This is a genomic window from Actinomadura violacea (assembly GCF_017573465.1).
Taxonomy (GTDB): domain Bacteria; phylum Actinomycetota; class Actinomycetes; order Streptosporangiales; family Streptosporangiaceae; genus Spirillospora; species Spirillospora violacea.
On record NZ_JAGEPF010000032.1, the window covers coordinates 74,215 to 89,297 of the forward strand.

A 15,083-nucleotide genomic window follows, 5' to 3' on the forward strand; every position below is an offset into this window, starting at 1 on the left:
GCCCGTGTTCACCGCCCCCGGCCGGGGGCGCCGTCCGTCAGGACTGCTTCGCCTTGGTGACGAACTCGGTCGTGTAGGTCTTAGACAGGTCCACCTGGTCCTTCTTGCCCTGCACGTTGGGCGAGAACTGGGCCAGCACGTCCAGCACGTTCTTCGCGCCCTCGGCGGGCATCACGCCGTCGCCGTTGAACATGCTGATCGAGTCGGTGATCGCCTTCTCGTACAGCTTCGGGTCGCCGCCCGCGTAGTCGGCCGGCATCTTCGCCGCGATCTCCGCCGGCTTGTGCTGCTTGATCCAGCCGAGCGTCTTGACGAACGCGTTCGCGAGCTTCTGCACCGTCTCGCCGTGCGACTTCACGTACGAGCAGTCCATGTACAGCGAGCTGGACGGGTACAGCCCGCCGAGCGCCTTGCGGGTGCCGTCCTCGGTGCGCATCTCCACCATGACCTTCGCCTTGCCGGTGCTGACCAGCTTGGCGATGGTCGGGTCGGTGGTCATGCCGGCGTCGATGCCGCCGTTGTCCAGCGTCGAGATGAACGTCGGGCCGGCGCCCGCCTTCACCGTGGTGTAGTCGGAGGTCTTCACGCCGTTGCGGACCGCGAGCGCCCGGGTGATGAAGTCGGTGGACGAGCCCGGGCTGGTCACGCCGAGCTTCTTGCCCTTGAACGCGGCGGGCGAGGCCAGCGAGCCCGCCTTCTTCGCCGAGACCATCTCCGCCTCGCCGGGCACGTCGGCCATCTGCACGACGCTCTGCACGCACTTGCCCTTGGTCTGCAGGTCGATGGTGTGGTCGTAGAACCCGACGACGCCCTGCACGTCGCCGGAGATCAGCACGTTCTCGGCCTGCGCGCCGGCCGGCTCGGTGAGCAGCTGGACGTCCAGCCCCTGCTCCTTGAAGTAGCCGAGCTGCTCGGTGAGCTTGGCGGGCAGGTAGATGACCTTGTCGATGCCGCCGACCATGATCTTGACGGTGCCGCCGTCCTTGCCGCCGCCGTCCCCGCCGCCGCGCGAGTCGCGGCAGGCCGAGACGGACAGGGCGGTGAGGGCGGCGACCGCGGCGGCGGTCACGCGGATCGGGGTGGTGCGCATGGTGGTTCTCCTGGTCGTGCGGGGGGTGGGGGTGGGATCAGGCCGCGGGTCAGATCTGCGGGTCGGCTCCGGCGGCCGGCGGGCGCCAGCGCAGCAGCCGGCCCTCGACCACGGTGAGCAGCCACTCGGCGAGCAGCGCCAGCACCGTGATGATGATCATTCCGGCGTAGATGCCGGCCGAGTCGAAGGTGCCCTGGGAGTGGTTGATGAGCAGGCCGAGGCCCTTGTCGGCGCCGCTGTACTCGCCGACGATCGCGCCGATGATCGCGAACCCGAACGCCGAGTGCAGCGAGGCGAGGATCCACGAGGTGGCGCTCGGCACCACGATCGTCCACAGCACCTGCATCCGGCCGGCGCCGAGGATCCGGGCGTTGTTCACCAGGTTCCGGTCGACCTCGCGGGCGCCCTGGAAGGCGTTGAAGAACACCGCGAAGAACACCAGCACGAACGCGGTCGCGATCTTGGACTCCATGCCGAGCCCGAACCAGATCACGAACAGCGAGGCCAGGATGATCCGCGGGATCGCGTTCACCGCCTTGATGAACGGCGCGCACACGTCCGACAGGTAGCGGCTGCGGCCGAGCACGATGCCGAGCACCACGCCGCCCGCCGCGCCGAGCACGAAGCCCGCCACCGCCTCCTGCAGGGTGTAGGAGATCTGCTCCCAGATCGAGCCCTGCGAGGTGCCGTCGGTGAACCAGCCCGCCAGCCGGTCCCAGATCTTCGACGGCATCGAGTAGTAGAACGGGTCGATCCAGTTGCGGGCGGCCAGCTCCCACGAGCCGAGCCACGCCGCGACCAGCAGCACGCGGACGCCGTTGACGCCGAGCCTGCGGCGCAGGCCGGCCGAGCGCATCCGCGCGATCGCGGCCGAGTCGTCGGCGGCGCCGGGCGCCCCGGCGGGCCGGACGGCCTTCCCGGCGGCGGCGGGCCGGGCGGCCTGCGCGGTCTCCGATTCACGCGGCATTGCCGGCGCCCCTCTCCCTGGTGATCTGGACCTCTTCGCGCAGCGACTCCCACACCTCGCGGTAGACGTCCAGGAACTCGGCGGTGAGCCGGACCTCCTCGGCGTCGCGCGGCCGCTCCAGCGGCACCGCGAACGTGCTCTTGATCGTGGCCGGGCCGGCCGTCATCACCACGACCCGGTCGGCGAGGACGAGCGCCTCCTCCAGGTCGTGGGTGACGAACACGACCGCCGCGCCCGACCCCGACCACAGCCGCAGCAGCTCGTCCTGCATGAGGCCGCGCGTCTGCACGTCCAGTGCCGAGAACGGCTCGTCCATCAGCAGCACCGACGGCTCGTTCACCAGGGTCTGGGCGAGCGCGACGCGCTTGCGCATGCCGCCGGACAGCTGGTGCGGGAAGTAGCCCTCGAAGCCGGCGAGGCCGACCCGCTCGACCCATTCGCGGGCCCGCTCGCGGGCCTCGCGCTTGCCTGCGCCGCGGTAGCGGGGGCCGGTCGCGACGTTGTCCAGGACGGTCCGCCACGGCAGCACCGCGTCGGTCTGGAACATGTAGCCGACGCCGTCGGGGATGCCGTCGACGGGCCGGCCGTGCACGAGGGCGTCGCCCTCCGACGCCGGCTCCAGGCCGGACACCAGGGACAGGGTCGTGGACTTCCCGCAGCCGGTCGGGCCGACCACGGCGACGAACTCGCCGGGCCGGACGGTCATGTTCAGGTCGCGGACGGCGGTGTGCACGCCGCCGCCGGACGAGCGGAAGCGCTTGGTCGCGCCCCGCAGCTCGATGACGGGATCGCCCGTGTTCACGCGGCCGTCGTCCGCGTTCTCGGGGGTGGTTGCTCGCTTGGGCATGGCGGAACCGTAGGGATGTGGCCCCCGTCACCGGAACCCTTGCCCGCGATGTGCTCGCAAGCCGCGAATTCCCACGTTGAGCGCGTATTCCGTGCTTCTGCTCATTTTGCTCGCCGGGGTCTGGGCGGCAGGGCCCGGCGTGACGTACGGTGCGGGTCATGTCCGTCCGGCCCCGCATCCCCTTCGCCCGGCAGGTCCTGATCCTGCAGGTGGGCGTGGTCGTCGTCGTGGCCTGCCTCGGCTACGGGCTGGTCGCCTGGATGCTGGACGGCGAGCTGCGCGACCAGTACGGCCAGCGGGCCCTCACCGTCGCGCGCGCCGTCGCCGTCGACCCGCAGATCGACGCCGCGGTCGCCGCCGGCGACCCCGGGCACGTCGTGCAGGAGCGCGCCGAGCGCGTCCGGATCCGCACCGGCGCGCTGTTCGTCGTGGTGACCGACCGGCGCGGCATCCGGTACTCGCACCCGACGCTGGGCGAGGTCGGCCGGCGGGTCAGCACCGACCCGTCGGAGGCGCTCGCCGGGCACGAGGTCGTCAACGTCGAGCGCGGCACGCTCGGCCTGTCGGCGCGCGGCAAGGTCCCGCTGTACGGGCCGCAGGGCGGCGTGCTCGGCGAGGTCAGCGTCGGTTTCGACGCCGGCGCGATCGACCAGGAACTCGATCACCTGCTGCGCGACCTCACGCTGTTCATCGCCGGCGCCGTGCTGCTCGGCGTGCTGGCCTCCGCCGCGATCGGCCGCCGGCTGAAGCGCCAGACGCTCGGCCTGGAGCCCTACGAGCTGGCCGAGCTGGTGCAGGAGCGGGAGGCGGTCCTGCACGGGGTCGGCGAGGGCGTGGTGGCGGTCGACACCGCGGGCCGCGTCGCGGTCTGCAACGACGAGGCGTCCCGGCTCCTCGGCGCCGCCCCCGAGCGCGGCGCGGCCGCGGCCGGGCTCGTCCCGGAGGGGACGCTGCGGGACGTGCTGACCGGCCGCCGCGAGGCCGCGAACCTGTTCGTCACCGCCGGGGAGCGGGTGCTGGTGGTGAACCGGCGGGAGGTCCGCCGCGACGGCCGCGACCTCGGCGCCGTGGTCACCCTGCGCGACCGCACCGACCTGGAGACCCTGGCCCGCGAGCTGGACTCGGTCAGCACCCTGTTCGACGCGCTGCGCGCGCAGCGGCACGAGTACGCCAACCGGCTGCACACGCTGTCCGGGCTGCTCCAGCTCGGGCACGCCGAGGAGGCCGCCGGCTACCTCGGCGCGCTGATGGACGACGAGGTGGGCCGGCTGCCCGCCGCGGAGGAGCTGCCCGACCCGCTCACCGACCCCTACCTGCGGGCGTTCCTGGCGGCCAAGTCGGCCGTCGCCGCGGAGAAGGGCGTCCGGCTGGACATCGGCGCGGCGAGCTACGTGCCCGGCCGGGTCGCCGAGCCGCTGGACGTGACGACGGTGGTCGGCAACCTCGTCGACAACGCCGTCGAGGCGGCGCGGCTGGGCGGGCGGCGCCCGGCGCGGGTCGAGGTGGAGCTGCTCGGCGACGGCGGCGACCTGCACGTCACCGTCGCCGACTCGGGCGACGGGCTGCCGGAGGGGCTGCGCGAGGCGGTGTTCGACGACGGCGTGTCCACCCGGGAGGCGGCGGGCGGGCGCTCGCGTGGGCTCGGCCTCGGGCTCGCGCGCCGCACGGCCCGCGCCCGCGACGGCGACGTCGCTTTCGTCGACCCCGGCGGGGACGGGACGGGCGCGGTCGCGGTCGCCCGCCTGCCCGGGGTCCTCGGCGCGGAGGCGCCGCGGTGATCGGGCGCGGAGGCGCCGCGGTGCGGGCGAAGGGGGCGGCGCGGTGATCGGCGTGCTGGTGGTGGACGACGACTTCCGGGTCGCGCAGGTGCACGCCGGATTCGTGGCGGGCCTGCCCGGCTTCGCCGTCACGGGCCTCGCGCACACCGCCGCGGAGGCCCGCTCGATGGCCGCCGAGCTGGCGCCCGACCTGGTGCTGCTGGACGTCTACCTGCCCGACGAGCCGGGCCTGGCGCTGCTGCCCGAGCTGTCCGCGGACGTGATCATGGCGACGGCGGCGGCGGACCCCGGCGTCGTCCGGGAGGCGCTCGCGGGCGGCGCGCTGCACTACCTGATCAAGCCGTTCACCGCCGCCGCGCTCGGCGAGCGGCTCGCCGCCTACGCCCGCTACCGGGCGGCGCTGGCCGGCGGGAGCGAGCTGTCGCAGGCGGCGCTCGACGGCGCGCTGCGCACCCTGTACGCGCCGCTGCACGCCGAGCCGGCCGCGCCGAAGGGCCGGTCGCCGGTGACGACGCGGCTGATCACCGAGGCGCTGCGGGCGGCGGACGAGCCGCGCTCGGCGGCCGAGGTCGCCGACCTGGTCGGGATCTCCCGCGCGACCGCGCAGCGCTACCTCGCCGGGCTCGCGGAGGCCGGCCGGGTCGTGGTGACGCTGCGCTACGGTGCGACGGGCCGTCCCGAGCACCAGTACGCGTGGTCGCCGCGGTAGAGCCCGGCGAGGACGTCCTCGATGCCGGCCTCGCGCAGCGAGATGTCGCGGACCTCGTGGCGCTGCGCGAGCGCCGCGACCAGCGCGGCCGCGTTCTCCCCGCGCGGGACCCGCAGCCACTGCCGCGCCCCCTCGACCCGCTCGGCCGCGATCTCCCCGAGCACGATCGGCGGCGCGGGCTCGGCCAGCTCGACCACCAGCGTCCGGTCGGCGTCGACGGTGCGGCGCAGCTCGTCCAGCCCGCCGTCGTAGGCGAGCCGGCCGCGGTCGATGATCAGCACGCGGCGGCAGAGCCGCTCGATGTCGCCGAGGTCGTGGGTGGTCAGCAGGATCGTGGTGCCGCGCTCGGCGTTGGTCCGCTCCAGGAAGTCGCGGACGGTCGTCTTGCTCACCACGTCCAGCCCGATCGTCGGCTCGTCCAGCACCAGCAGCTCCGGGTCGTGCAGCAGCGCGGCGGCGAGGTCGCCGCGCATCCGCTGGCCGAGGCTGAGCTGCCGCACCGGCGTGTGCAGGAACGGCTCCAGCTCCAGCAGCGCGGTCAGCTCGGCCAGCCGCGCCCGGTGCGCCGCCGCGTCGACCCGGTACAGCCGCCGGACGAGGGCGAGGCTGTCGCGCAGCGGCAGGTCCCACCACAGCGTCGTCCGCTGCCCGAACACGACGCCGATCCGGCGGGCGAGGGCCGTCCGGCGGCGCGAGGGGTCCAGGCCGCACACCCGCAGCGTGCCGGACGAGGCGGTGAGGATCCCGGTCAGCATCTTGATCGTGGTCGACTTGCCGGCGCCGTTCGGCCCGAGGTAGCCGACGAACTCGCCGGGCGCGACCGTGAACGACACCCCGTCCACGGCGCGCAGGGACGTCCGGGCGCGCCGCCGGCCGCCCGCGCGCCCGCGGACCGTGAACGACTTGACGACGTCCTCCGCCTGGATCATCGGCTCGGCGCCGGTCTCCGCCATCGCTCTCAGCTCCCCGTCGATCGGTAGTGCCGGATCCCCGTCCGCCACGCCAGGGCCGCCGCGCCGCACAGCACGGCGGCGACGGCGGGGGAGGCGAACCGGGCCGCGGCCGGCAGGCCCAGCGGGTCCGGCCGGTCCAGGACGTACAGCGCGGGCTGCCAGTTCACGAACGCGAGCGGCACGACGAAGGTCACCCCGCGCACGAACTCGCGGCCGAACATCGTCATCGGGTACTGCGTCAGGAACGCGCCGCCGTAGGTGAGGGACTTGGTGGCGCCGTGGCTGTCGACCAGCACGAACTGCACGGCCGCCGTCAGCACCCACAGCCCCGCGAAGAGCGCCGTCCCGGACGCGATCATCAGCGGGACCATCGCGGCCCGGCCCGGCGTCCACGGCACGTCCAGCCGCGGCAGCACGAGCGCGAGGACCGCCACGGCCGGGACGAGCTTGCCGAACCGGCGGGGCGAGAAGTTCTCGGTCGCGATCTGGATCAGCGGGCTCACCGGCCGCACCAGCACCGCGTCCAGCGTGCCGAGCCGCACCCGCTCGCCGAGCTGCTCGGTGGTGCCGAGCAGCAGGTCGGAGATCGTGAAGGAGAAGGCGCTCGTCCCGTACAGGAACAGCACCTCCGGCGCGGTGAACCCGGCGATGCGGGGCGCGCGCGAGAACAGCACCAGGACGGCCGCGGCGTCCAGCCCGCTGACGACGGCGGTCGCCAGCGCCAGCAGCGCCATGGACACCGGGAACCGGGCCGCGGCCCGCAGCCACGTCCACGCCAGCAACCCGTACGTCCGCACCGGACGCGCTCCCCGGTCAGCCACCGTGGATCACCAGCTTGCGGCGGGCGGCGCGGGTCAGCAGCCGTCCGGCGGCGAGCAGCACGGCGGCCCATCCGGCCTGGAACGCCAGCGCGCCGAGCAGCCCGGCGCCGGTGCGTCGGCCGAGGAACACGTCCGCCGGCACCTGGATCTGCGCCGACCAGGGCAGCGCCTGCGCGATCTCGCCGAGCCGGCCGGGGAACACCACGAGCGGCAGGATCATCCCGGAGAAGAACAGCGACATCACCAGCGTCACCGCGTTCAGGCCCCGGTCGTCGTGCAGCCAGAACATGCCGAGCGCCACCAGGTAGCGGATCCCGAAGCTGACCAGTGCCCCCAGCACGATCGCCGCCGCGAACCCGGCGAGCCCCACGGGGCCCGGCCAGGGGAACCGGAACAGCAGCGCGCCCGCGGCCAGCGGCGGCCCGGCGCGCAGCAGCAGCGACCCGGCGGCGCGGCCGAGGTCCTCGGCCAGCCACCAGCCCTGCAGCCCGACCGGACGGTGCAGGTCGATCGCGACGTCGCCGTTGCGGATCCGCTCGGTGAGGTCCATCCCGCCGAAGATCTGCACCGGGCCGATCAGCGCCTGGGTGATGAAGCAGAAGGCGACGGCGTCGTCGGGGGTGTAGCCGCCGAGCGCGGGACGGGCGTGCCAGAGCGCGAGCAGGACGTAGGCGCGGATGAAGGCGAACGCGGTGTTGGTCAGCGACTCGGCGAGGGAGCCGAGCGGGTAGGCGGCGTGGCGGCGGAACCCGTACCACCACACCCACGGAAGGACGCCCACTTGCCGGAAGCCTAGACAAGGGCCGGCCCGGCGACCACGTAATTTCGCACAGTGGCCGCCGGGCCGGCGGAAGAGCGCGGGTCAGCCCTGCGGCAGGTCCGGCTTGATCGGGGAGTACAGCCAGTCCTTGAAGAACTGCGTGAGGTCCTGGCCGGAGACCTTCTGGGCCAGGGCGGTGAACTGCGCGGTGTTGCCGTTGCCGTACTTGTGCTGCGCGTACCAGGTCCGCAGGGTGGTGAAGAAGGCGTCGTCGCCGATCTTCTCGCGGAGGAACTCCAGCGCCATGCCGCCGCCGCTGTAGACGCGGTCGTTGAACATGGTGTCGCGCTGCGGGTCGGCGGTCACGACGGACCAGTACGGGTGGCCGGCCCTGTCCGGGAACGGGCGGGCGTTGTAGTACGCGCGGGCCGTGTCGTGGACGGTCCGGCCGCCCTGCTTCTCGGCCCAGTACCACTCGGCGAAGGTCGCGAAGCTCTCGTTCAGCCAGACGTCCTTCCAGCGCTCCGGCGACACCGCGTCGCCGAACCACTGGTGCGCCAGCTCGTGGGCGATCGTCTCGGTGTCGCGGACGGCCGAGTACACCGGCTTGCTCTGCGTCTCCAGCGAGAAGCCGAGGGGCTGGCCGTTGAAGCGGGCGTCGTCGGCGATGGCGCCCGTCGTCTCGAACGCGTACTTGCCGAACAGCTTCGACCACAGGTCGGTGGCCTCGCTGGTGGTGTCGAAGAAGAAGTTCACCGCGTCCGGCTGGTCCTTCAGCAGCACCGGGTCGACGGCGGTGTAGTTGTTCACGCCGCCGGGCGACCTGCCCTGCTTGACGTCCCACTTGCCGATGTCGATGGTGGCGAGGTAGCTGGCCATCGGGTAGCGCTCGCGCCACTTGAAGGTGCTGGCGGCGGTGGCGGCGGAGCGGCGGCTGAACGTCGCGTTCTCGTTGCGCTGCCCGTCGGGCAGGCCGTTGGCCACCACGGTCAGCCCCTTCGGGACCGTGATCTTGAAGTCGTAGGTGGCCTTGTCGCTCGGGTGGTCGTTGACCGGGAACCAGGTGGACGCGCCGTTGGGCTCGTCGCCGACGAACGCGCCGTCCGGGGTGTGCAGGAAGCCGTAGGGGGAGCCGAACACGATCGGGGAGCCGACGATCGTCTGCGGGACGCCGCCGTAGGTGATGACGGCGGTGAACGTCTTGCCCTTGCGCAGGCCCTTGCGCGGCGTGATGACCAGCTCCTGGCCGCGCCGCTTGTAGTCGGCCTTGTGCTTGTCGACCTTGACGCGCTGGACGTCCATGCCGGACAGGTCGAGGTCGAAGCTCGACAGGTCCTGGGTGGCGCGCGCGGTCATGGTGACGACGCCGTCGAGCTGGTCGTACTGGGGGTCGTAGGTGAGGTCGAGCGAGTAGTTCCGCGCGTCGTAGCCGCCGTTGCCCTCGAGCGGGAAGTAGGCGTCGCCGACGCCCTGGGAGCCGGGCGTGTAGCGGTGGTGCGTCGCGGCGGACGCGGACGGGGCGAGAGCGACGACGCAGAGGGCGGCGACGGCGACCGGGAGCGTGCGCCCGGGGGTCGCCCGGAACGGATGGAAGCGGGGGTGGCGCTGCGCCATCGGAAGGATCCTCTCCCTTGAGTGATCACAAGCGTGCCTACGATGCTCCCAATATCGCTTTATGTCGAGACTTGTCCGTCGTTTGGCCGATCATGGTCCGGACATCAGAAGGCCCCCGCGGGTGTAGGGACGCGGGGGCCTTCTGCTCTGGGGGATCAGGCCCGGAGGCCGGACCGGCTCAGTGGAACTGGCCCTCCTCGGTCGAGCCCTTCAGCGCCGTGGTGGACGAGTCCGGCGCGATCGCGGTGCTCACCATGTCGAAGTAGCCGGTGCCGGCCTCGCGCTGGTGCTTGACCGCGGTGAAGCCCTTCTCGGCCGCCGCGAACTCGCGCTCCTGCAGGTCGACGTAGGCCGTCATGCCCTCGCGGGCGTAGGCGTGGGCCAGGTCGAACATGCCGTAGTTGAGCGCGTGGAAGCCGGCCAGCGTGATGAACTGGAACTTGAAGCCCATGTGGCCGAGCTCGCGCTGGAACTTGGCGATGGTCGCGTCGTCCAGGTGCGCCTTCCAGTTGAAGGACGGCGAGCAGTTGTAGGCCAGCATCTGGTCCGGGTACTCGGCCTTGACCGCCTCGGCGAACTTGCGGGCCAGCTCCAGGTCCGGGGTGCCGGTCTCCATCCAGATGAGGTCGGAGTGCGGCGCGTAGGCCTTGGCGCGGGCGATGCAGGGCTCGATGCCGTTGCGGACCCGGTAGAAGCCCTCGGCGGTGCGCTCGCCGGTGATGAACTCGCGGTCGCGCTCGTCCACGTCCGTCGTGATCAGGGTCGCGGCCTCGGCGTCGGTCCGCGCGATGATCAGGGACGGCACGTTGGAGATGTCCGCCGCGAGGCGGGCGGTGTTGAGGGTCTTGATGTGCTGCGAGGTCGGGATGAGGACCTTGCCGCCGAGGTGGCCGCACTTCTTCTCGGAGGCCAGCTGGTCCTCCCAGTGCACGCCCGCGGCGCCCGCGGCGATCATGCCCTTCATCAGCTCGAAGGCGTTCAGCACGCCGCCGAAGCCGGCCTCGGCGTCGGCCACGATCGGGGCGAGGAAGTGCGTGTCGCCCTCGCCCTCGGCCCACTGGACCTGGTCGGCGCGCAGCAGCGCGTTGTTGATCCGGCGCACGACGGCCGGGACCGAGTTCGCCGGGTAGATGCTCTGGTCCGGGTAGGTCTGGCCCGCCAGGTTGGCGTCCGCCGCGACCTGCCAGCCGGACAGGTAGATGGCCTTGAGACCGGCCTTCACCTGCTGGACGGCCTGGAGTCCGGTGAGCGCGCCGAGGGAGTGGACGTAGTCCTCCTCGTGCAGGAGCTTCCAGAGCCGCTCGGCGCCGAGGCGCGCGAGGGTGTGCTCCTCCTGGACCGACCCGCGGATGCGGACGACGTCCTCGGCCGTGTAGGTCCGCTCGACGCCCTTCCAGCGCTCGTCGGTCTCCCACTGCCGCTGCAGCTCCTCGGCTGCGCCCTTGAGGCGACTGTCGCTCATTGTCTTGCCCTTCCGTGTCGTCCCCTGGGTGCTTGGTCATGACTATGCCCGCGCCGCAACCCCTAAATGAACTCGTGAGTAACAGAAGAATCGCGAAATTTCCGCTACGATGAAGCCGTGACGACCTTGCGGCCAGAAGAACCCCTCAACTTGACGAGCGATGTAGACCTCGTCACCTTCGGGCAGCGGCTCCGCCACCTGCGGCGCAGCCGCGGCATGACGCTGTCGGACCTCGGCGAGCGCGTCGGCCGCGCCCCGTCCCAGCTGTCCCTGCTGGAGAACGGCCGGCGCGAGCCCAAGCTGTCGCTGCTGCAGTCCCTCGCCGCCGCGCTGGAATGCCCGGTGGAGGAGCTGCTGCGCCGCCAGCCGCCCAGCCGCCGCGCGCAGCTGGAGATCCAGCTCGAGGAGGCGCAGCGCGACCCGCTGTACCGCACGCTCGGGCTGTCGCACCTCAAGGTCGGCAAGCGGATGCCGAACGAGGTGATCGAGCACATCCTCGCCCTGTACGGGGAGCTGAAGCGCAGCCGCACCAAGCCGACCGCCAGCCCCGAGGAGGCGCGCAAGGCCAACGCCGAGCTGCGCCGCCAGATGCACGAGCGCGGCAACCACTTCCCCGACATCGAGAAGGTCGCCGCGCAGACCCTCGACGCCGTCGGCTACCGCGGCGGCGCGGTCTCGCAGGGCATGCTGATGACCCTCGTCGGCCACTTCGGGTTCAGCCTGCAGTACGTCCAGGACCTGCCGCGCTCCGTCCGGTCCATCACCGACCTGCGCAACCGGCGCATCTACCTGGAGCGCGAGCAGCTCGGCATGCACACGCCCCGGACGATCCTGCTGCAGACCCTCGGGCACATCGCGCTCGACCACGACCAGCCCCGCGACTTCGCCGACTTCCTGCGCCAGCGCGTCGAGGCCAACTACTTCGGCGCCGCGATCCTGATGCCCGAGCGCAGCGTCGTGCCGTTCCTGCAGGAGGCCAAGGCCGCGCGCGAGCTGTCGGTCGAGGACCTCGCCGACGTCTTCTCGGTCTCCTACGAGATGGCCGCGCACCGCTTCACCAACATCGCGACCCACCACCTCGGCCTGCAGCTGCACTTCACCAAGAACGACGAGAACGGCACGATCTACAAGGCGTACGCCAACGACGGCCTGGCGTTCCCGCAGGACGAGGACGGCGCGATCGAGGGCCAGCGGATGTGCCGCGAGTGGGCCGGCCGGCACGTGTTCGGCGCGGCGGACCGCTTCTCGGTCTACTACCAGTACACCGACACCCCGAAGGGCACCTACTGGTGCCTGTCGCACATCGACCCGAGCCACGAGCGCGACTTCGCCATCACGCTCGGCGTCCGGTTCGAGGACTCGCGCTGGTTCCGCGGCCGGGAGACCACCCGCCGGGTCAAGTCCGCGTGCCCGGACGGCGACTGCTGCCAGCGGCCGCCGAAGGAGCTGTCCGAGCGGTGGGAGGGGATGGCCTGGCCGTCCGCCCGGGCGCACTCGCACGTCCTGTCGGTGCTGCCGCCCGGCGCGTTCCCCGGCGTGGACGACGCCGACGTCTACGAGTTCCTCGACAAGCACGCCGTGGAGTGACGGCGGAATGACGGGGGCGCCGCGGGGCGGTGGGGGCGCCGCCGCGGGCCCGCTCCCCGGGCCGGATGGCCGCGGCCCGGGCGGACGGTGAATGATCTGGACGTGTCCGGCGTTTCCTCATGGTGAGGGCCGGTCGCGGGACCGTCCGCAGGGGAGGGAGAGCGCGTGCTGCCTGAGGTCGCTTCGTGGTTGCGGCGCCGCACGAGCACGGCCGCGGACTGGCCCGCGCGCGCTCTGCTGGACGCCAAGGGCGCCACGGGGATCAGCGTCGTGCTCCCCGCGCGCGACGAGGAGGCGACCGTCGGCGCGATCGTCGCCGCCGTCCGCACCGACCTGATGGAGCGGATCCCGCTCGTCGACGAGATCGTCGTGGTGGACTCCCGCTCCACCGACCGGACCGCCGCCGTGGCCGCCGCCGCGGGCGCCGAGGTCGTCGCGCAGGACGAGGTGCTGCCGGGGGAGGGCCGCATGTCCGGCAAGGGCGAGGCGCTGTGGAAGTCCCTCGCCGCCACCACCGGCGACCTGATCGTGTTCGTGGACGCCGACCTGCGCGGGTTCACCTCCTCCTACGTCACGGGGCTGCTCGGGCCGCTGCTGACCGACTCGTCCGTCGCGTACGTGAAGGGCTGCTACGACCGCCCGCTGACCGACGGGGAGCGGCAGGTCGAGGGCGGCGGCGGCCGGGTCACCGAGCTGGTCGCCCGCCCGCTGATCAACATGCACTGGCCGCGGCTGGCCGGGGTGATGCAGCCGCTCGGCGGGGAGTACGCGGGCCGCCGCGCGCTGCTGGAGCGGCTGCCGTTCGTCACCGGCTACGGCGTGGAGCTCGGCCTGCTGCTGGACGTCCACCAGCACGCGGGGCTGGACGCGATCGCGCAGGTCGACCTCGGGCGGCGGGTGCACGCGCACCAGTCCACCGAGGCGCTCGGTGCCATGTCCGGCCAGATCATGCTGACCGCGTGGTCGAGGCTGGAACGGCACGGGCGGATGATCCCGCTCGGCGCGCCGTCGACCGCGCTGACCCGGTTCCGCCGGTCCGCGGCCGGGCACGACGCGCTGACCAGCGACGTCGCCGTGGGGGAGCGCCCGCCGATGATCGAGGTGCCCGCCTACGCCGCCGCGCGCTCCTTCTCGCCCGGCCGCGGCTGACCCGCGCGCTCCGCGCCGCCTCGGCTGTGACTCCGGCCACGGTGTTACCCGCGGTAGCACGTGATGCTGCTACCGTTGGTAACAGGCGATATTGGAGAAAGGGTCAATAATCATGACGAGCGCGGAGTCCACGCCGTTCTCGCTGGAGCTCAGCGAGGACGTGCGCGAGGTCAGGGACTGGGTGCACGAGTTCGCCAAGGACGTCATCCGCCCCGCCGCCGAGGAGTGGGACGAGCGGGAGGAGACCCCCTGGCCGCTGATCCAGGAGGCGTCCAAGGTCGGGATCTACTCGCTGGACTTCTTCGCCACCCAGTGGCTGGAGCCGACCGGCCTCGGCATCCCGGTGGCCTTCGAGGAGCTGTTCTGGGGCGACGCCGGCATCGCCCTGTCCATCGTCGGCACCGGCCTCGCCGCCGCGTCCGTGGCCGCCGTCGGCACCCCCGAGCAGGTCACCGAGTGGGTGCCGCAGATGTTCGGCACCACCGACGACGTCAAGCTCGGCGCGTTCTGCGCCTCCGAGCCCGACGCGGGCAGCGACGTCGGCTCCATCCGGGCCCGCGCCGTCTTCGACGAGGCCAAGGACGAGTGGGTGCTGAACGGCACCAAGACCTGGGCGACCAACGGCGGCATCGCCGACGTCCACGTCGTCGTCGCCTCGGTCTACCCCGAGTTCGGCAGCCGCGGCCAGGCCAGCTTCATCGTCCCGCCGAACACCCCCGGCCTCAAGCAGGGCCAGAAGTTCAAGAAGCACGGCATCCGCGCCTCGCACACCGCCGAGGTCATCCTCGACAACGTGCGCGTCCCGAGCCACCTGATCGTCGGTGGCAAGGAGAAGTTCGACGAGCGCATCGCGCGGACCCGCGAGGGCAAGAGCTCCAAGGGCCAGGCCGCGATGAAGACGTTCGAGACCACCCGCCCGTCCGTCGGCGCGATGGCCCTCGGCGTCGGCCGCGCCGCCTACGACTACGCCCTGCAGTACGCGCAGGAGCGCGAGCAGTTCGGCAAGAAGATCGGCGACTTCCAGGCCATCGCCTTCAAGCTCGCCGACATGAAGACCCGGCTGGACGCCGCCCGCCTGATGGTGTGGCGGGCCGCCTGGATGGCGCGCAACGGCAAGGACTTCCAGAACGCCGAGGGCTCGATGGCCAAGCTCATGGCCAGCGAGATGTCGGTGTACGTCACCGAGGAGGCGATCCAGATCCTCGGCGGCAACGGCTACACCCGCGAGTACCCGGTGGAGCGGATGCACCGCGACTCCAAGATCTTCACGATCTTCGAGGGCACCAGCGAGATCCAGCGCCTGGTGATCGGCCGCACCGTCACCGGCCTGCCGGTCCGCTAGCAGG

13 protein-coding genes are annotated in these 15,083 nt (G+C 72.3%); 5 read left to right on the forward strand and 8 right to left on the reverse strand.

The features are described 5' to 3' along the window. Positions 1-37: 37 nt before the first annotated feature. The 3 genes from J4709_RS41565 to J4709_RS41575 are packed head-to-tail and all read right to left on the reverse strand — an operon-like array spanning position 38 to position 2,904. Positions 38-1,090 (reverse strand): ABC transporter substrate-binding protein, encoded by a 1,053-nt coding sequence (locus J4709_RS41565; RefSeq protein WP_208250365.1) that lies wholly within the window; start codon positions 1,088-1,090, stop codon positions 38-40. A 49-nt stretch (positions 1,091-1,139) separates the two neighbouring features. Further along, entirely contained in the window at positions 1,140-2,057 is a 918-nt protein-coding gene (locus J4709_RS41570) for an ABC transporter permease (protein WP_232384852.1), read from the reverse strand. Continuing rightward, entirely contained in the window at positions 2,047-2,904 is an 858-nt protein-coding gene (locus tag J4709_RS41575; RefSeq protein WP_208250367.1) for an ABC transporter ATP-binding protein, read from the reverse strand. The genes J4709_RS41570 and J4709_RS41575 overlap by 11 nt, the downstream gene beginning before the upstream one ends. Before the next feature lie 158 nt (positions 2,905-3,062). Between J4709_RS41575 and J4709_RS41580 the strand changes: the two genes are divergently transcribed. Together J4709_RS41580 and J4709_RS41585 are read left to right on the forward strand one after the other, a co-directional pair. Beyond that, positions 3,063-4,682 (forward strand): ATP-binding protein, encoded by a 1,620-nt coding sequence (locus J4709_RS41580; protein WP_208250369.1) that lies wholly within the window; start codon positions 3,063-3,065, stop codon positions 4,680-4,682. A gap of 43 nt (positions 4,683-4,725) precedes the next feature. Next, complete coding sequence (locus tag J4709_RS41585) at positions 4,726-5,391, forward strand: response regulator (protein ID WP_173091862.1); 666 nt, start codon at positions 4,726-4,728, stop codon at positions 5,389-5,391. Here the strand turns inward: J4709_RS41585 and J4709_RS41590 are convergent. The 5 genes from J4709_RS41590 to aceA form a co-directional block, all read right to left on the reverse strand. Further along, complete coding sequence (locus J4709_RS41590) at positions 5,340-6,344, reverse strand: ABC transporter ATP-binding protein (protein WP_372442224.1); 1,005 nt, start codon at positions 6,342-6,344, stop codon at positions 5,340-5,342. The genes J4709_RS41585 and J4709_RS41590 overlap by 52 nt on opposite strands. Positions 6,345-6,349: 5 nt before the next feature. Next, on the reverse strand, positions 6,350-7,165 hold the full coding sequence (locus tag J4709_RS41595; RefSeq protein WP_307802016.1) for an ABC transporter permease: 816 nt from the start codon (positions 7,163-7,165) through the stop codon (positions 6,350-6,352). Beyond that, positions 7,158-7,946: an ABC transporter permease gene (locus J4709_RS41600; protein ID WP_208250377.1), complete on the reverse strand. Its 789-nt coding sequence runs from the start codon at positions 7,944-7,946 to the stop codon at positions 7,158-7,160. The genes J4709_RS41595 and J4709_RS41600 overlap by 8 nt, the downstream gene beginning before the upstream one ends. 81 nt (positions 7,947-8,027) lie before the next feature. Next, on the reverse strand, positions 8,028-9,539 hold the full coding sequence (locus J4709_RS41605; RefSeq protein WP_208250378.1) for a M1 family metallopeptidase: 1,512 nt from the start codon (positions 9,537-9,539) through the stop codon (positions 8,028-8,030). A 178-nt stretch (positions 9,540-9,717) separates the two neighbouring features. Then, on the reverse strand, positions 9,718-11,001 hold the full coding sequence (gene aceA, locus J4709_RS41610) for an isocitrate lyase (RefSeq protein WP_208250380.1): 1,284 nt from the start codon (positions 10,999-11,001) through the stop codon (positions 9,718-9,720). Between the two features lie 150 nt (positions 11,002-11,151). Here aceA and J4709_RS41615 point away from each other — a divergent pair, with 150 nt between their 5' ends. The 3 genes from J4709_RS41615 (at position 11,152) to J4709_RS41625 (ending at position 15,079) form a co-directional block, all read left to right on the forward strand. Further along, positions 11,152-12,588, forward strand: a complete 1,437-nt coding sequence (locus J4709_RS41615; protein WP_208250382.1) for a helix-turn-helix domain-containing protein — start codon at positions 11,152-11,154, stop codon at positions 12,586-12,588. A gap of 165 nt (positions 12,589-12,753) precedes the next feature. Beyond that, positions 12,754-13,737 carry a glucosyl-3-phosphoglycerate synthase gene (locus J4709_RS41620; RefSeq protein WP_208250384.1) on the forward strand — a complete coding sequence of 328 codons (984 nt, stop codon included), beginning with the start codon at positions 12,754-12,756 and terminating at the stop codon, positions 13,735-13,737. Positions 13,738-13,849: 112 nt separating this feature from the next. Continuing rightward, positions 13,850-15,079 (forward strand): acyl-CoA dehydrogenase family protein, encoded by a 1,230-nt coding sequence (locus J4709_RS41625; protein ID WP_208250387.1) that lies wholly within the window; start codon positions 13,850-13,852, stop codon positions 15,077-15,079. Positions 15,080-15,083: the final 4 nt, after the last annotated feature.